16 protein-coding genes and 2 pseudogenes are annotated in these 16742 nt (G+C 36.0%); 4 read left to right on the top strand and 14 right to left on the bottom strand.

Annotation, left to right across the window (positions count from 1 at the left end):
• The 3 genes from bla to AAHI02_RS18665 are packed head-to-tail and all read right to left on the bottom strand — an operon-like array spanning nucleotide 1 to nucleotide 1731.
• Complete coding sequence (gene bla / locus AAHI02_RS18675; protein WP_346984534.1) at nucleotides 1–861, bottom strand: subclass B3 metallo-beta-lactamase; 861 nt, start codon at nucleotides 859–861, stop codon at nucleotides 1–3.
• A gap of 28 nt (nucleotides 862–889) precedes the next feature.
• Nucleotides 890–1267 carry a VOC family protein gene (locus tag AAHI02_RS18670; protein ID WP_346984533.1) on the bottom strand — a complete coding sequence of 126 codons (378 nt, stop codon included), beginning with the start codon at nucleotides 1265–1267 and terminating at the stop codon, nucleotides 890–892.
• Between the two features lie 11 nt (nucleotides 1268–1278).
• The gene (locus tag AAHI02_RS18665) at nucleotides 1279–1731 is read right to left on the bottom strand and encodes a nuclear transport factor 2 family protein (protein WP_346984532.1); all 453 of its coding nucleotides are present in this window, start codon (nucleotides 1729–1731) and stop codon (nucleotides 1279–1281) included.
• A gap of 98 nt (nucleotides 1732–1829) precedes the next feature.
• Between AAHI02_RS18665 and AAHI02_RS18660 the strand changes: the two genes are divergently transcribed.
• Nucleotides 1830–2918, top strand: a complete 1089-nt coding sequence (locus AAHI02_RS18660) for an endonuclease/exonuclease/phosphatase family protein (RefSeq protein WP_346984531.1) — start codon at nucleotides 1830–1832, stop codon at nucleotides 2916–2918.
• A gap of 362 nt (nucleotides 2919–3280) precedes the next feature.
• Here AAHI02_RS18660 and AAHI02_RS18655 read toward each other — a convergent pair whose 3' ends face one another.
• The 10 genes and pseudogenes from AAHI02_RS18655 to AAHI02_RS18610 all read right to left on the bottom strand — a co-directional run bounded on the left by AAHI02_RS18655 (nucleotide 3281) and on the right by AAHI02_RS18610 (nucleotide 13167).
• Complete coding sequence (locus AAHI02_RS18655) at nucleotides 3281–4336, bottom strand: diphosphomevalonate decarboxylase (RefSeq protein WP_346984530.1); 1056 nt, start codon at nucleotides 4334–4336, stop codon at nucleotides 3281–3283.
• 65 nt (nucleotides 4337–4401) lie between these two features.
• Nucleotides 4402–6171: a long-chain fatty acid--CoA ligase gene (locus AAHI02_RS18650; protein WP_346984529.1), complete on the bottom strand. Its 1770-nt coding sequence runs from the start codon at nucleotides 6169–6171 to the stop codon at nucleotides 4402–4404.
• Nucleotides 6168–7182, bottom strand: a pseudogene (locus AAHI02_RS18645) (NAD-dependent epimerase/dehydratase family protein). The gene AAHI02_RS18650 and the pseudogene AAHI02_RS18645 overlap by 4 nt, the downstream one beginning before the upstream one ends.
• Before the next feature lie 279 nt (nucleotides 7183–7461).
• Nucleotides 7462–8475, bottom strand: a complete 1014-nt coding sequence (locus AAHI02_RS18640; RefSeq protein ID WP_346984528.1) for an MvdD family ATP-grasp ribosomal peptide maturase — start codon at nucleotides 8473–8475, stop codon at nucleotides 7462–7464.
• Entirely contained in the window at nucleotides 8468–9385 is a 918-nt protein-coding gene (locus tag AAHI02_RS18635) for an MvdC/MvdD family ATP grasp protein (protein ID WP_346984527.1), read from the bottom strand. Before AAHI02_RS18635 ends, AAHI02_RS18640 begins: the two co-directional genes overlap by 8 nt.
• A gap of 126 nt (nucleotides 9386–9511) precedes the next feature.
• On the bottom strand, nucleotides 9512–9736 hold the full coding sequence (locus AAHI02_RS18630) for a microviridin/marinostatin family tricyclic proteinase inhibitor (RefSeq protein ID WP_346984526.1): 225 nt from the start codon (nucleotides 9734–9736) through the stop codon (nucleotides 9512–9514).
• A gap of 44 nt (nucleotides 9737–9780) precedes the next feature.
• Nucleotides 9781–10014, bottom strand: coding sequence for a microviridin/marinostatin family tricyclic proteinase inhibitor (locus tag AAHI02_RS18625; protein WP_346984525.1), 234 nt, complete (start codon nucleotides 10012–10014; stop codon nucleotides 9781–9783).
• Between the two features lie 115 nt (nucleotides 10015–10129).
• Nucleotides 10130–10909, bottom strand: a complete 780-nt coding sequence (locus tag AAHI02_RS18620) for an alpha/beta fold hydrolase (protein WP_346984524.1) — start codon at nucleotides 10907–10909, stop codon at nucleotides 10130–10132.
• Between the two features lie 81 nt (nucleotides 10910–10990).
• The gene (locus AAHI02_RS18615) at nucleotides 10991–11710 is read right to left on the bottom strand and encodes a pyridoxine 5'-phosphate synthase (protein ID WP_346984523.1); all 720 of its coding nucleotides are present in this window, start codon (nucleotides 11708–11710) and stop codon (nucleotides 10991–10993) included.
• A gap of 197 nt (nucleotides 11711–11907) precedes the next feature.
• The gene (locus AAHI02_RS18610) at nucleotides 11908–13167 is read right to left on the bottom strand and encodes a mechanosensitive ion channel domain-containing protein (RefSeq protein WP_346984522.1); all 1260 of its coding nucleotides are present in this window, start codon (nucleotides 13165–13167) and stop codon (nucleotides 11908–11910) included.
• A gap of 267 nt (nucleotides 13168–13434) precedes the next feature.
• Here AAHI02_RS18610 and AAHI02_RS18605 point away from each other — a divergent pair, with 267 nt between their 5' ends.
• The 3 genes and pseudogenes from AAHI02_RS18605 (at nucleotide 13435) to AAHI02_RS18595 (ending at nucleotide 15696) form a co-directional block, all read left to right on the top strand.
• Nucleotides 13435–14616, top strand: coding sequence for a hypothetical protein (locus AAHI02_RS18605; protein WP_346984521.1), 1182 nt, complete (start codon nucleotides 13435–13437; stop codon nucleotides 14614–14616).
• Nucleotides 14617–14692: 76 nt separating this feature from the next.
• Nucleotides 14693–15185, top strand: a pseudogene (locus AAHI02_RS18600) (DUF456 domain-containing protein).
• Between the two features lie 13 nt (nucleotides 15186–15198).
• Complete coding sequence (locus AAHI02_RS18595; protein WP_346984520.1) at nucleotides 15199–15696, top strand: hypothetical protein; 498 nt, start codon at nucleotides 15199–15201, stop codon at nucleotides 15694–15696.
• Here the strand turns inward: AAHI02_RS18595 and AAHI02_RS18590 are convergent.
• Nucleotides 15683–16324: a uracil-DNA glycosylase gene (locus AAHI02_RS18590; RefSeq protein ID WP_346984519.1), complete on the bottom strand. Its 642-nt coding sequence runs from the start codon at nucleotides 16322–16324 to the stop codon at nucleotides 15683–15685. The genes AAHI02_RS18595 and AAHI02_RS18590 overlap by 14 nt on opposite strands.
• Nucleotides 16325–16742: the final 418 nt, after the last annotated feature.

Here is a 16742-nt window from a genome sequence, read left to right as displayed (position 1 = left end):
TTATTCGGCTGATTTTTTCTCAAGATAATCTTTTTCCAGTTCGTTCAGTTCATCCAGATATTCTTTTTTATTCATGAAAGCGTTTGGATTGTACGGATCTTTCGGCTTATGTTTTTCATGAAGGCCAAACTGACTTGCATGAGAAGCCACCCAAATATCAAAATCCAGCTTTTTCATTGCATTTAAGGTATATTCATAATCTTTGGCAATCGACGGATAAGTTGTGACTTCAGAAAATTTCTTATCAATAATGATCGTTGGCATATTGGCAATTAAAACCTTATAATTTCTTTTATTATCCTTAGTCTCAAAAACATAGCTGCAAGATCCTTTTGTATGACCCGGATGGTGAAGCATCATCAGTTTTGTATTTCCAAGCGTTATCAAATCTTTATCTTTTAAAATAAAATCAGGATTTACAGGTTTAAATGTAACTCCGTATTTTCCCATCTCGTAATCCGATTTTCCTCCGCTTTTTAGGACATCTGCATCTGCCTGATCGACATATAGCTTTGCTCCGGTTTCTTTTTTAAGATCAGCCATTGCACCTAAATGATCGTAATGGGCCTGTGTAAGCAGCAATATTTTGATATCTTGATATTTAAATCCAAGCTTTTTAATATTGTTTTTAATGATGGGAAGTGAATTTGCCAGTCCTGTGTTGATTAGAATATTTCCTTTATCCGTTACAATAAGATACGAAGCGAGATCGTAAGTCCCCACATAATACAAATTTCCGGCAATTCTGAAAGGTTCGTAAGACTGCGACCATTCTTTCGGGTGGTTTTTTGGCTCATTAACCGTTTGAGCATTTATTTGCCCTGTCAGAGCTATTGTAAACAGTATGATAAATTTTTTCATTATTAAAATTAAATTTATTTTAAATTATTTATATTTCGTAAAATTCCAATGGTAATTGATCAGGATCCTGAGTGAAGAAAAACTCTTTTCCTGTGAATTCATCTATCCTGATTTCTTCACAATTTAATCCTTTTTGAATGAGTTCTTTCCGTTTTTCATTAACATTTTCAACAGAAAAAGCTAAATGCCTCAAACCGCATGCCTCAGGTCGGGATGGTCTTTTCGGAGGATCAGGAAAAGAAAATAATTCGATGAGATAATGATCTCCGATGGCAAGATCCAGTTTGAAAGATTGCCTTTCTTCCCGATACACTTCACGGATGATATGTAAACCCAAAACTTCAGTATAAAATTTTTTGGAAACTTCATATTCTGAACAAATGATAGCAATATGATGGATTTTCATTTTTAATGTTGTTATTTGATTTCTTTGCAGTCATCTTTTCTTCTTGTATCGATTACATATTGAATTTTCCATTCTCCGTTCTGCCTTACCAGCTGAAAACTATTTGCTCCGCAATGTGAGAATTTTCCTTTGTAATAAAATGAATAAGGCGTAAAAATACTCGCAAGATTACCATCAATATGGATTCCTTCAATGGTGATTCTTTCGTCCAGATCATATTGCGCCATCTTTGAAACTGAAGCTATAAAATCTTTAAGATTTTCATTTTTCACTCCGTCTTTGGTAATGGTCTGCAAAATGGCATTTTCAGCAAAAACCGACTTCAAAAGTTCTGCATCAGCATTCTTCATGGCGGTAAATAAATTTCTCACCGGCTTCTCTACATCCTGCTGATTCTGACCAAAGCAAAAATTTCCAAGAAGAAATATGACTGGAAAAATTTTATTCATAATAAATCTGTGCATTTGGAACAGTTTTAATTGTTATTAATATTTAGCTTTAAAGATAATTTGATTTGAGCAATAATAAAAAATAATTTAAATTTATATAATTATTTTAACATATGTGGACAGCTTATCTGATTCTGACTGTATTGTTGTTGATTCTAACCATACTGCCAAAAATTCAACATTCTCACTGGATATTCCGTGTTCCGGAATTCGGTAAAATACAGATCACATTTTTCATTCTTTTTACCATGCTGCTTGGTTTTATCGTTGCAGATAAATCACAATATTTATGGTATTATCAGGGTTTGTTGCTTGTTATGTTGATTCATCACAGTGTGATTTTGGTAAAATATACTCCTTTATACCCTATTAAAAAATATACCCAAAAATACCAGTCTTCTGAAAAACTTCATTTCATTTCTGCCAATGTTTATCAGTTTAATAAAGAATATGAGCGCTTTATTCAATTGATAGAAAAACACTGTCCCGAAATGTTTCTTACCATGGAAAGCAACAGTGACTGGGAAAAAGCACTGAGAGTATTAGAAAAGGATTATCCCTATCTGCACAAAGTTACCTTGGAAAATACCTACGGAATGCATTTCTACTCAAAAATCGAAATAGAAAATTCACAGACCCATTATTTTGTGGCAGATGATATTCCGAGTATCGAAGTTCATTTAAAAACAAAAGACGGATTTTCATTTGTCTTTTTTGGAGTTCATCCTCCGCCACCAAGTCCCACTGAAGAGGAAACCTCAAAAGAAAGAGACGGTGATCTCCTAAGTACTGCAAAAAGAGTAGTAGAAATTAAAAAACCAGTAATTGTTGTTGGAGATTTTAATAACGTTGCCTGGTCGAAGTCTTCTATCCTGTTCAGGAAAACCAGTCATCTTATTGATCCGAGAATCGGCCGTTCATTCGTGTCTACTTTTCATGCAAAGTATCGTTTATTAAGATTTCCTATCGATCTGATGTTTCACAGTGAAGAAATTTTTATTGAAGATCTTAAAACCCTGGAAAACTTCGGCTCAGATCATCTTCCGGTATATTGCGAATTTTTCATTGACCACAAACAGGATGAAAAGCAAGAAGAACGAATTGATTACGCAACGCAGGAAGAAAAAGAAGAAGCCAGGGAAATGATCGAAGAAGGAAAAAAAGAAAATGGAGAGCGGGATGCAGTGGTGACCGAAGATTAACAGTTTTACCAAAATAAAAACGAGCTCAAAGGCCCGTATTATGTTATTTCCAACTAATTGTTCTATTCTTGCCCCACGTTCCGGTAGAAATTACTTTTTCATGCTTTAAATATAAGCAAGCCATTGCAAAAAAGGCTAATATTAAAACCAGATAAAAATATTTTTTTTCATTTAAAATCGTATTACTGATGCACTCAATACGGCCACTTTTACCAAAGACAAGTAAGCGTACAAAACCTGCGCAGGTTTTACCTCAAACCTAAGCAGGAGTTACTCCAAACCTGCGCAGCTTTCGGGTGAAAGGTGCGCAGGTTTTTTATGAAACATAGTTAGGTATTTTTAAATACATCAATAAAATGGCATCAAACCTTCATCACATCCTTCACAACGCCATTGTTCTGCGTGTGCTGCAATAATTCCGTTTCAATAAAAGACTTGATTTTTTCTTCTGAACCGTCATTTGGAAACAGAACGTGAACATTTGCACCGGCATCCAGTGTAAAGAATAAAGATAAACCTGTTTCATTCCTGAAATCCCAGATTTTATTGATTACCTCCAACGTTCCTATTTTCATTAAGATAAATGCAGGATCGCTCATCATCATCATCGCGTGAAGAGTTAATGCTTCATGCTCAACCAATTTTATAAAACTTTGCATATCACCGGCTGCCAGAATCTCTTTCATCGGATCGAAATTTTCCCTAGCTTCCTGAAACCTTCTGTCTGCATAAGGATTAGTATTCATAAGACCGTGACCAACTGTGGAAGAAACAGATTTCTGACCTTCATGAATCAGCAGAACCCAATCATTGAAATCTTTGAAAATCTCGTGAATTTCATCATTTGGATACTGAACAGCAAAAAGATCGGAACTTCCCCTTACCTGAGACTCTCCCCAAACCACCAATCCATTGTACAGACTTCTGCATGCGCTTCCGCTTCCCAATCTTGCCAGAAAAGAAGCTTTTCTCAATGATTCTTCTTCCGAAATTTTCCCTGAAAAAGTTTCATCCAGGCTCATCAGGCATTTGGCAATCGCTCCGAAACCTGAAGCCGAGCTTGCAATCCCTGAGCTGTGTGGAAACGTATTTTCGGTTTTAATTACATATTTCCCTTTAAGAATCCATGGAAGATACTGCTCGATATTTCTGAAATACTTTTCAATCTTTTCGGCAAATTTCACTTCTTCCTTTCCGGCTAAAAAAGTCTGAACGGAAAATGCTTCATCTGTCAAAAACTCTATAGTCGTATTGGTTTTACAATGATTTAAAGTAAAGCTGATACTCGGATTTGCCGGAATCTGATTCTCATATTTTCCCCAATATTTGATCAGAGCAATATTCGACGGACAGCTTTCCGAAACCGTCTGATTATGTATTGTAAATTCTTCTTTTCCTAAAAATTCCTGTGCTGTCATAATGTTTTTATATCTATTACCTCAACCAAATTACTCCAAAATCCCAACTTCAACCTCAACCTTATTTAATACATTGCATCAATAAGATCGGCGTACTTTTTAAGAACTACATTTCTTTTCACTTTCAATGTAGGGGTGATTTCACCTGTATTAATCTCAAATTCTGCAGGCATCAAAGTAAACTTCTTCACTTTTTCATATTCAGACAAATGTTCCTGCAACTCTTTAATTTTCTGTTTGTAAAAATCGTTTACTTTCTCGTTTTTTACAATCTCTTCCCAACTGGTAAAAGGAATATTGTTCTTTTTAAGATACTCCTGCAAAAACTCAAAATTCGGAACGATAAGTGCCGAAGCAAACTGTCTTCCTTCCGCTATTAAAACAATCTGCTGGATAAAATTATTATTGGTGAGAAGATTTTCGATCTGTTGAGGAGCGATATATTTTCCGTTCGATGTTTTCATGAGATCTTTCAGGCGATCGGTAATGGTAAGATTTCCATTTTCATCGATCTTTCCTGCATCACCGGTTTTAAACCACCCGTCATTCGTAAAAACTTTCCAGGTTTCTTCAGAATTATTGTAATAGCCTTTCATGATTCCATTTCCTTTAGCTTGAATTTCATCCTCAGCCCCGATTCTGATTTCTACTCCCGGAAGAGGTTTTCCGCTAGTACCATGTTCAAAATGAGTAAACGGAAAAAGAGTAAGCGTTGCCGTAGTCTCAGTCAATCCGTATCCAACGGTAACGTGAATTCCCACAGATTCAAAAAAACGGGTGACTTCCGGAGATAAAGAAGCTCCGCCACAAGGCAGAAACCAAAGTCTGCCTCCCATTCTCTCTTTAATTTTACTGAAGACAAGTGCTTCAGCAATTTTTTCTTTTATTTTTAAACCGAGAGGTATTGATTTTTCATTTCGTCTTAATTCTGCTGTTTCCCAACCTGTTTCTACGGCCCAGTCGAAGATTTTTTTCTTTAAAGATGAACCTTCCTCTGCCTTTTCCAAAACTCCGGCATAGATTTTCTGAAAAAACCTCGGAACAGCACACATCATGGTAGGTTTCACTTCTACCAACGCATTGGCAATATTTTTAGGATCCTCAAGAAAATACACTCTTGCACCACCATACAGGCAAAGTAGGCTCCAGCTCCGTTCAAAAACATGGCTCAAAGGTAAAAATGCCAGAGAAAGTTCTTCTTCAAAGTTTTTAAACTTAAAAAATTCAAAATGAGCATCGAAAGCTTTGATAAAATTTCCATGGGTAAGCATTACGCCTTTTGGAGTTCCGGTAGTTCCTGAGGTATAAATAAGCGTAGCAACATCATCAGATTCTTTCTTGCATATTTCTGCTTCCGGAGAAGCTTTTGCGATAAAATCTTCAAGATAAAAGCTGTTGAATTCTTTCTTGATCCAGACCGCTTTTTTAGAAACAATGATCGTTTCCAGACTGCTTTCCTTTTTCTGTACTATTTCAAGGCAGGCATCATACTGGGCCTGATCTCCGACGAGAATTATTTTCGCTCCGGAATCACTGATGATATATTCTGCCTGTTCTGCATTATTGGTTGAATAAATAGGAACCGTAACCGCTCCGAGCGACATTGCCGCAAGATCAACAATCATCCACTCTGATGAGTTGTCGGAATAAATGGCCACTTTATCATCTTCTTTTATCCCTGCTTCCTTTAATGCGTTTGCTGTTTTACATACGATTTCCCCGAATTTCTTCCAGCTCAGCTCTTTCCATCCTTCATTTTTCTTTTTAAATCCAATGGCAGATTTTAAAGGATGCTTATCTATATTTTTTTGAATAATTGCCTCCGCAAGATTCATTTATTTGCCTTTTTATCGTTAATATAATTTTTAAGATGGAAGTCTATAGTTTCTTCCAACGGGATAAATGTATAATTCAATCTTTCCTTCACTTTTTTTATTGGAGATGATTTCCATGTTGGAAATGGCTTCTACATTAGATTTTGTAACCATTCTTAATGCAGGAATAAGCCATCCCAAAAGCATATTGGCAACAACACCCATATTCAGCTGAAATTTTGAAAGTACTTTGGCTTCTTTTAATCCTAATGCTTTTCTCACCTTTTGGGCCATTTCAGCGTATCTTTTATTTTCAGAAATAATAATAAATCTTTCTCCGAAAATATTCTTATCCATTAATTCTATGGATATTTCAGTGACATCTCTCACATCGGCATAGCTGGTGCCGCCGGAAAAGGTAAAGCTGTTTTTTTCCATCGTCGGAAATATATCTCCACTACTGTTTCCCCAGTTTCCGCTTCCGATGATCATTCCGGGATTTATGATTACCGTTTTCAAGCCTTCTGCGGAAGCTCTCCACACTTCCATCTCGGCAAGATGTTTTGAGATGGCATACACCGAATGCTCATCTTTGGAATTAAAGTCAGAATCTTCATCGAGTTCACCGTTTTCATTATGAATATCAAGAACCGCAATAGAACTTACATAGAGAAACTTTGTAACTCCGGAGCCTTCACAGGCATACAATAGATTTTGGGTACCTTTTACATTGGTGTGATACATTTCTTTATCATCAGCGGGATTAAATCCTACCTTTGCTGCACAGTGATAGACCTCATCAACGCCTTTCAGCGCTTCCTGAATAGACTGAATATCATCGAAATCTACTTCCGTCCATTCAATTTTATCAAAAAAACTGTCCGGATTTTCCGTATAAAATGTATAAGAATGTCTTACTTCTTCCAGATTACTTGTCGGTCTTTTTGAAGCACGAACATTTTTCCCCCTTTTCAGAAGTTCCAAAACAATTACCCGGCCGAGAATTCCGGTAGCACCCGTTACAAAAACCATCCGTTATCTTTACTTGTTTGACTCATTTATGATGATATTATCCGTAACTGCAAATTTGCGATTTTTAAAGGAGAATTCTGTTTAATTCACGATAAATTATGATTCTGTTTAGACTTTTCTGTAACATCAGATGAAAAACCTTCACCGGGCAGAAGATATTCTTCAATAAACAAAATATCTTCATAACTGAACGAAAATTCTTCTTAACTGAGCAGACACAATAAAAAAAACGGGACAAAGCCCGTTCTGATATATAAATTTCACTGTTTTAATGACTGTTTATGCATTTTGTACCAAAACTTCATTGCTTCTTCTCGGAGCTTTATCGCAAAGAAGATCGGCAATACTTTTCGAGATCAGGTTTCCTTCTGTAAGATTATCCAGCCAGAAAAATTCTCCGGCAGCGTTGATTTCGATAAAATAATATTCATCTTCAGGAGAAACAATAATATCAATGGCGCCATAATCTACGTGATATACATCGAGAAGTTCCAGCAGTTTTGTTTCAACACCGGAAGGAAGATCTGTAGGAACCCATTTATCAATAAGGTTTACTCCATCTTTTCTCCAGTCGATTTTTGCAGCATCCGACTGCTGAGAATCAATCTCGAACGCAAAAACATCGCGGCCCACAACCGTTACCCTGAGTTCTTTTTTCTTTTCAATTTTTTTCTGAAACTGCATCGGGCAATATAAAAGCGTTTCAAGTTCTTCCAATTTATCTTCATTAACGACATTGGTAAACACTACACTTTCTACACCGTCTTCATAAATGGCAAAACCTGTCTGCATTTTGGCTACGACGTTCTGATGTTTTAAAATAAACTGTTTAGCTTCTTCAGGATTATTGGTCACACAGGTTTCAGGAATTTTAAGTCCTATTTTATCAGCAATTTTCAGCTGCTCTTCCTTGCTGTCCAACCTTCTGTAAACACTAGGTTTTCCAAGAGAATACACATCTACCGATTCCAGGAATCCGAAAAGCGTATTTCGGATCTCTCCCATCGCTGCGCCGTAGAATTTTTCATCCATTTCTTCTCTCACTCCACTGCCTATATTGTAAGCCCGTCTGTACCAAACCGCAGAAATATCATCCAGGCGATGTTTCTTTTCAGGAGTTTCGAGAATGGTCGTCCACTTTCCGTCCTGAAAAGTAGTGGATAATTTGTTTTTTAAAGGATATTGATCTACATCAAAGCGGATTACTTCACAATTGTTTTGATCGATATATTCTGTTACTTTTTCGATTGAAAAATTATCTCCTGTATGGGTAATTATTAAAATTTTATTCATTGATTTTCATTCTTTTTATAAGATTATCGGCAATTCTCTGTGCAATCGGGAAGTTCAGGTCTTTCTGAAGCATTCCCCATTCTCCCTGCGGATTGACTTCCAGAAAATAATACTGTCCGTCTTTTCCTTTAATGATGTCTATGGCTCCCAGGTAGAGTCCCATTTCTTTCATCATTGCCGTGAGATTTTGTTTAATATTTTCGGGAAGATGATATTCTGACCAGAAATAATTTCCCTGGGCAATCCTCCAGTCAGCATTCTCGCTGTTGTTGATTTTACCGGTAAAAAATTCTTCATCCAGATAAACAATTCTCAGTTCATATTCTTTTTCAATATAAGGCTGAAAAATCATCGGGCAGTATTCGACATCTGCAATATTTTCAAGAGAATCTTCATTGATGATATTGGTTGAAAGAAGGTTTTCCCCACCCATTGACTTTGAGATCACGCCGTGAAGTTTTGCGACCATTTTCCCGTTACAGTATTCATGGAAGAAAGCAGTGATTTTATCAGCATCGTTCGAGAAGATGGTTTTCGGAACAGTTAATCCGTGCTTTTGAGCAATATTAAGCTGAAGCATTTTATTGCCGTCAATTTTGTTTTCATTTTCGAAAGGATTGATCCATGGAACATTTTCCAGGGCTGTCAATAAATTATATCGCAAAGTGGAATATTCTTTAAGGAAAATTTTTCTGAAAGCTTCATCAAGCTCTTGCGGAATATCAATCTGCCACGACTTTCGGTGCCATACCGCCGTAATTTCCTTTGAATGCACGGTATTTCCGGACTCATCTGTCAGTTCAAAACCATTTTCGCTGATGCTGATCTTCTGATTGTTGTTTATTTTATCGGAATTCAGTCTGAAATAAGGAATATTTTTGCTTTTGAGATATTCAAAAAAAGATATCAATATTGTAAAAATCCCGGGAATGTGTAATGCAAAGAATCATTTGCCTGTTTTTTATTAAAAAAGGAAACTTAGAGTGTAAGTTTCCTTTAAATATAATTTGTTAATGTATTCTGTATCAACAATTCATTATACAGATGGAGAATCGTCGTCTCCGTCTGAAGGATATTTCATTGTCTGAGCCATATCATAGATAGGCTTTGTTATAGTATCTGCAGTTTTTGACGTTGTAATGGGACCGTCCTGCGTTGCAATCGTAACATCACCTCCACCTTTAATTTTTTCAGGATCCTGAAGTTGTTTTTCAAGGAAAGATGCGAAGAAAGGTTTCTTTTTTGAATCTTTGTTTTTCATAATAATTTTAATTTAAAGTTTATGACTGTTAGTTATTTAAATTCTTAAACTGCAGTTGCGTCTTCGTCACCGTCTGAAGGATACTTCATGGTAACATTATCACTTCCCGGTTTTGTAACATTATCCAGAATAGCTGAAGTAACGCCGTCTTTTAGAGCATTTGTTATATTATCCACTAATACAGACGTAACTGCTCCTCCTTTAATTGTTTCCGGATCTTGAACTTGCTTCTCTAAAAATGAAGCGAAGAATGGCTTTTTTGATTTTTTACCTTCCATAGTATTAATATTAATGATTTAGAATGCTCTAAAGTATTAAAAAAATATCACCTAAAGAAGATAAAATTTATTTTTAAGAAAATTTTAACAAATCACAATCAATCTCGTAATTATATTAATTAATATTCAAAAATTTCTTAACAACATTAGCAAAATCAACAGGATTCTCTGCCTGCACCCAATGCCCGGCATTCTTTACAGTTACAAATTCTGCTTTTGGAAACTGCTGTTTGATCGCGAAATGATCCTGAGGAAGAATATAATTTGATTTTTCACCGGCAATAAATAAAGCTTTACCATCAAAAACCCCGAATTTTATGGCATTGGAGACAAATTCATTATACTTTTCAGATAACGTTTTAAGGTTGAACCTCCAGTTCAGCTTTTTATCGTCGTCCCAATACAGGTTTTTGGTCAGAAACTGAATTGTAGATCTCTCGGGAATGTATTGACTGAGTATTGCCTCCACTTCATTTCTCGAAGAAACCGTATTGAAATCCACCGATTCCAATGCTTTGATGATTCCCTGATGATGCGGCGGATATGCTTTAGGAGAGATATCAACCACAATAAGACTTTCAACTTTTTCCTGATATTTTATCGCAAATTGCATAACAGCTTTTCCGCCAAGTGAATGCCCCAGAATATGAGCTTTTGAAATCCCATAATGATCCATATACCGAAGAATATCATCTGCCAGATCATCATGAGACATCCCTTCGGAGTGGAAACTCCTTCCATGATTCCGGAGATCAATAAGATGTACAGGAAGATGCTCGCCCATATCTTTACCGAAAGTGCCCCAATTATCGAGCATTCCGAATAACCCGTGAAATACCAAAAGCGGTGTAGACGAAAGATTTTCGCCAAATATTTTTGAATTTAAAATTTCCATATTTTTTTGTTTTTCAGGATGGAAGATGGAAGTTTCAACACTGCTTACCAGATCTCCAACACTTGACTTCCAGCCATTATTTTACCATTTCGCAAGCCTTTTTAAATAAGCCTGAACCGTATTTTCCAATCCCATATACAGCGCTTCAGAAATCAAAGCGTGACCGATGGAAACCTCCAGGAGATTCGGAATATTATCGGCAAAATACTTTAAATTATCTAAGCTTAAATCGTGGCCAGCATTGATTCCCAAGCCAAAATCCCCCGCCATAATTGCTGTATCGTAATAAGGTTTTATTGCCGATTCTTTATTTACCGTGTAGTTTTTGGCGTACGCTTCTGTGTACAATTCTATTCTGTCGGCACCCGTTTTTGCAGCATATTCTACCAGCTCAGGCTGAGGGTCAAGAAAAATTGAAGTACGGATTCCTGCATTTTTAAATTCGGCGATGATTTCCGTAAGAAAATCGAGATGCTTTTTAGTATCCCAGCCAGCATTGGAAGTAATAGCGTCATCAGCATCAGGTACAAGAGTCACCTGCTCAGGTTTTACATCCAGAACCATATCAATAAACGCTCTGTGCGGATTGCCTTCGATATTAAATTCTGTGGTTACAAGCGGTTTAAGATCATAAACATCTTTTCTGGTAATATGTCTTTCATCCGGTCTCGGATGAATGGTAATTCCCTGTCCGCCAAATTCCTGAATTTTAACCGCAGCTTCCGTTACACTGGGCGTATTGCCTCCTCTTGCGTTTCTTATGGTTGCAATCTTATTAATGTTTACACTAAGTTTTGTCATTTTTACTGATAAGTTTTTGAAATATGGTTCAGACGAATAACGTATCATTCAGAAATTCAGCAAGTACATGGAATATGCTCAGAAAATAATACCGCCAGACCTATTCGATCATTATACAGCTACAAAGCTATTGATAAAATCCAAATTGCAGAAACGAAAAGTATATTTTTTAGTTACGGCTTTGCCAGTAATTTACATTAAACTTTCACCTGCATTACTTCAAGATCAAATTCTTTTGAAGCCACCAGCAAATGATCGAAAATATCCGATTGGATTTCCTCAAAGCGAATCCATTCGGTATCATTGGTAAAGGAATAAATTTCCAGCGGAAGACCTTGCGGAGTAATATTCAGCTGACGTACCATGACAGGACCTTCCCGGTCAAGCTCAGGAATTTTCTCTATATATTTTTGAGCATAATATCTGAAGACCCCAATATTCGTAAGCTGTCTGCCATTAATAATTTCTTCCTTATGCGCCATATTTTCCTTCTCTTTTTTCAGTTCAATGGATCTTTTATTCAAATAATCTGAAATAAGGTTAATATTTTTCAGACGTTCAATATCTTCTTCGGAAAGAAATTTAAATGAATTGATATTAAAGTAAATTGACTTTTTAATTCTTCTTGCATTCGTTTCAGAAATCACCTGAAGGTTTTTAATTTCTGTCGTGAGAAGATCATAAGTCGGAATTGTGGAAAAGGTCCTGTCAAAATTATTGATTTTCGTAGTCAGAAGGTTGATCTCTGCGATATTTCCCTCCAGATTATATTTCGGAATACTTACCCAGTCACCCACTTTAAGATTTTTTGAAGTTGCCACATGAAGTCCTGTCACAAATCCTAAAATTGTATCCCTGAAAACCAGCACCAGAACAGCAGTTATCGCTCCTAAACTTCCAACAATCGTTGTTCCTTTAATCCCGAAAATCACACAGATTCCGACTACCGAAAAGAGGAAAACCCCTAAAATTTTCATCGTTTCGGAAATGGCATTCAACGCCATAATTTTGTAGAAATCCTGTTTAATCACAAAATAATTCCTGAAAGCTGTTAATCCCCTGTACAGCATTCCTGCAAAGATCATGACCAATCCCAAATTCACACATCTGATAATAAATATCGTCGTATTTTTTAAAGCACCATAAAATATAGATTCATGAATTCCACCGATAATCAGAAGAGCAAAAAGATGAGCAATTGAATTGGTGATTTTCGATTCGTAAATAGAATTGACAACAGGATACCTTTCTTTATTGTGAAAAATTCTGAAAACACTGTTTATAATGATTTTAAAAATAAAATCAAAAATGAAAAAAACAGCCAACAGCAAAAGAATTTTCACAATGATATGGAATACGAACTCAAGACCGTCGGGAGCTATTCGGTTGATGTATTGGTAAAGCGGCTCACTCAGCCCCTGTATGAAATCTTTTGTTTCTTCTAATTGGTCGTTCATTAGAGCAAATTTAGGGAAAAATAAAAATGATTTTATACAATTTTCTGCATCAAATTTCATCCCAAAACAAATTTTCTGTTAAATATCAATGAAAACATATTTGTGAATCACAATCATAACATATCACTAAACCCCGATTAATAATGAAAAATTCATTTGTAATAAACAATATCAGTAAATTATTTTTAAAAAAAAGGAATTTTATAGATTAATATTTAATTATTTTTTAAATTTGATAAAAACTAAACAAATCAAAATCAATAACATATGAGAAAACACTACTTTTTTATTTTACTGTGTATATTCACACTATTAACCAATTGTTCGGGAAGCGAAGATCCCGTAATAGCATCTGATACTGTCGCCACCGCAAAGACCGGCAAACTCACCGGGAAGGTAATGTCACAAAACGGAACAAAGCCGATTGGAGGAGCTTCGGTTTTCACTTTTGATGATAAGTATAAAATCTATTATACCACTTCGGATGCGGAAGGTAATTTCATGTTGGAAGCACCGGCCGGAAATCGCAAAATCTATATCCAGACGGGTAACGGCAGCAATTTCCGGACTGAAATTTCCGCGATGATAAAAGATAATGAAACCTTAGCTCTTGATGCAAGCCAAACCAAGCTCAATCAGGTAGCAAAAGTTGCTTATGTAAAAGGAACGTATGACAAAATAGAAGATATTATTCAGATTTTGGGATATACGGCTACGGAAATCACCAATAACGACCTTGCTAATCTTACAACTATTGCACAGTATGATATCATATTTCTCAACTGCGGCTCCAGGAATAACTATTCCACAAATCCGGGACTTTATTCTGCAATTGATGCCAATTTGGCCATCTTCGTTGCTAATGGGGGAAGTATCTATGCTTCAGATTGGGATGTCGCCTATTTAGTGGGCGGAACAACCAATACGAATAACTGTTCGCTCGCAGGAGGGTTTGTTCCTGATTCAAAATTATGCTCCAAAAATATCGGAAACTCAGGAACACTGGGCGCTACAGTAACCAATACAGGTCTTACAACAGCTTTAGGATTCAATACGCTCAACATTGATTACGATCTTGGGGCATGGCAAAAAATAATCAATTATGATCCCGCCTACTGGGAAGTTTTGGTAAAGGAAACCTCATCAAATGACGCCCTGATGATCAGAACCAATCATTTCACGGCAACAGGTATTCCGACTACCCCGATAGGAAATGCTCCGAATACAACCTTTGTTACAGTTTGCATTACCCTTCCGGGAAATATCCAGATCAGTCTTTCAGTTCCTCAGGCCCTGGTTCCTTACCTGGTTGCACTAGGAGCAACAGTAGGACCTTGCTCGGGATCTTCAAACAGCGGTTATATTTATTACACCACTTTCCATAATCATGCTTCAGGAAATATTGGGAACGCGGGCGTAATTCTTCAATATGTAATTTTAAACCTTTAATAAAAACTTCAACTTAAACATGGAAGTGGCTTTTATGAAGCCACTTTTTTTTATATCTTTTCATTAAATTAAAAAAATGGACAAAACCTTAATTGATATTCTCTGTCTCATCCTTTTATTTTTAGGAATTTTAGGAACATTTCTTCCTGTTTTACCGGGATTACTCTTAAGCATATGCGGACTTTTGATCTACAAATTCGGTACTGATGCAGATTTACCGATGATCTATGTATGGGCATTCATTATCCTTACTATAGCTTCAGTCGTGTTAAATTATGTGATACCCGCAAAAACGAATCAGAAATACGGAGGCACGCGCTGGGGAAGTATTGGTTCTGTAATCGGCACCATTATTGGACTTTTTTTTACCCATTCCCTTAGGCTTTTTAGTGGGAATGTTTGCCGGTGTTTTTATAGGAGAACTTCTTCATGACAGCAAAGACTTCAATAAAGCCCTGAAATCTACCAAAGGTGCTTTCATAGGTTTTATTTACGGAACAGGATTTAGCTTTGTAGTTGGTGTGGCAATGTTTTTGGTGGTAGTATTGAATATGCTTGCTATCATTTAAAAAAATAAGACAAATGTTGTACAAAACAATTATACTCAGCGTAGGGCTATTATCATTAATCAACTGTAAAACACAGAAAGAAGCAAAAGTTTCAATAGGAAATCAGGTGGAAAATTCAGGAAATCCAGCGAAAAATACGAAGGGCGACTCAATCATTTATTTTAATGAAGGAGAAAACAGATTTCTGGACAAATACCAGATGAATGTCACATTCAAACGTATTTCTGAAGACAGTAGATGCCCGAAAGAGGTAAACTGCATCTGGGCGGGTGTTGCCGTTGCAGAAATAGAAGTAATGGGAACCGCAACAAGACCCATGACTTTGTCACTTGCAAGTGTGGATAATAAAGGAAGAAATTATCATCAATCTGTAGATTTCAACGGATACAGAATTACTTTAGCGGAAGTTAATCCATATCCGGAGTCAGCACAAGGAACTAATGCACTGAATGGGAAATACCGAATTGGTATTACAATTCAAAAGTCTGATGAAGATTCTACCACGAAATAGGCTTTTTGCCTTTTGAGGTAAGATATTCATTAATTTTCGAAAAAGGTTTGCTTCCGAAAAAACCTCTGTGAACAGAAAAAGGTGACGGATGCGCAGACTTTAAAATAAAATGTTTAGCCGGATCAATGAGTTCGGCTTTTTTTTGTGCAAAAGCGCCCCATAATACAAATACGACATTTTCTTTTTTGTCAGAAATTTCTTTAATAATAAAATCCGTGAACTTTTCCCATCCTAAATCTTTATGAGAGTTTGGAGAATGCGCGCGTACCGTTAAAGTAGCATTTAATAATAAAACACCCTGCTTTCCCCAATCATCCAATTCTTTTGATTTTCTTTCGACACCAAGATCGTCTTTCAGTTCGATAAAAATATTCTTCAGTGAAGGTGGTGCAACAACCTGTTCGGAAACAGAAAAACACAATCCATTTGCCTGATAATCATTATGGTAAGGATCCTGACCGATAATTACTACTTCAACTTCATCAAAAGGAGTGATCTCTAACGCTCTGAAAATCTGACTTTTTGGAGGAAAAACTTTTGTAGTGGCATATTCCTGCTTTACTTTTTCCCAAAGCGTGGCAAAGTATTCCGTGTTTTTTATGGGGGCTAATATTTCTGTCCAGGTCATATTCTAGTAATTTACTTATTAATATCTCAGCGCACACAGATCAAAAGAATTGCCAGCTTCAGCAGATATTCTTTTATTGGAGAGCTATACTGTAAAGTTCAGTCAATAATTTTTCAAATATAAAAAATAAATACTGAAATAGATCTTAATGCTTAATCGATAAAGTAACCATTAACAACTGCACAAACAAGAAATACAGAGTGACATTCATCAGCAAATTTCACATCAAAATTTATATGATTTATTTTTTCAGCTGACATTTCACCCTAAAATAAACTAAAAACCAAACTTTCACCACTTAAATCAAAAAATTCTTAATAATAATTTAAAAATACTGAATATTACATAAAACAACAAATTCTAAAGATTTATATCATATTCAAAAATTATATTAAAATTAACATAATCTATACCTTTA

The sequence above is a fragment of the Chryseobacterium sp. POE27 genome (assembly GCF_039727685.1).
In the GTDB taxonomy this organism is placed as follows: domain Bacteria; phylum Bacteroidota; class Bacteroidia; order Flavobacteriales; family Weeksellaceae; genus Chryseobacterium.
Note: the sequence above shows the minus strand (reverse complement) of the source record. Positions and strands in the feature narration are given on the sequence as shown.

Coding starts and splice junctions, on each gene's coding strand:
- AAHI02_RS18590 (WP_346984519.1), bottom strand. CDS start 16,324: ATGACCTGGACAGAAATATTAGCCCCCATAAAAAACACGGAATACTTT.
- AAHI02_RS18625 (WP_346984525.1), bottom strand. CDS start 10,014: ATGGAAGGTAAAAAATCAAAAAAGCCATTCTTCGCTTCATTTTTAGAG.
- AAHI02_RS18620 (WP_346984524.1), bottom strand. CDS start 10,909: ATGGAAATTTTAAATTCAAAAATATTTGGCGAAAATCTTTCGTCTACA.
- AAHI02_RS18615 (WP_346984523.1), bottom strand. CDS start 11,710: ATGACAAAACTTAGTGTAAACATTAATAAGATTGCAACCATAAGAAAC.
- AAHI02_RS18595 (WP_346984520.1), top strand. CDS start 15,199: ATGTTGTACAAAACAATTATACTCAGCGTAGGGCTATTATCATTAATC.
- AAHI02_RS18650 (WP_346984529.1), bottom strand. CDS start 6,171: ATGAATCTTGCGGAGGCAATTATTCAAAAAAATATAGATAAGCATCCT.
- AAHI02_RS18605 (WP_346984521.1), top strand. CDS start 13,435: ATGAGAAAACACTACTTTTTTATTTTACTGTGTATATTCACACTATTA.
- AAHI02_RS18640 (WP_346984528.1), bottom strand. CDS start 8,475: ATGAATAAAATTTTAATAATTACCCATACAGGAGATAATTTTTCAATC.
- AAHI02_RS18610 (WP_346984522.1), bottom strand. CDS start 13,167: ATGAACGACCAATTAGAAGAAACAAAAGATTTCATACAGGGGCTGAGT.
- AAHI02_RS18660 (WP_346984531.1), top strand. CDS start 1,830: ATGTGGACAGCTTATCTGATTCTGACTGTATTGTTGTTGATTCTAACC.
- AAHI02_RS18630 (WP_346984526.1), bottom strand. CDS start 9,736: ATGAAAAACAAAGATTCAAAAAAGAAACCTTTCTTCGCATCTTTCCTT.
- AAHI02_RS18665 (WP_346984532.1), bottom strand. CDS start 1,731: ATGCACAGATTTATTATGAATAAAATTTTTCCAGTCATATTTCTTCTT.
- bla (WP_346984534.1), bottom strand. CDS start 861: ATGAAAAAATTTATCATACTGTTTACAATAGCTCTGACAGGGCAAATA.
- AAHI02_RS18670 (WP_346984533.1), bottom strand. CDS start 1,267: ATGAAAATCCATCATATTGCTATCATTTGTTCAGAATATGAAGTTTCC.
- AAHI02_RS18655 (WP_346984530.1), bottom strand. CDS start 4,336: ATGACAGCACAGGAATTTTTAGGAAAAGAAGAATTTACAATACATAAT.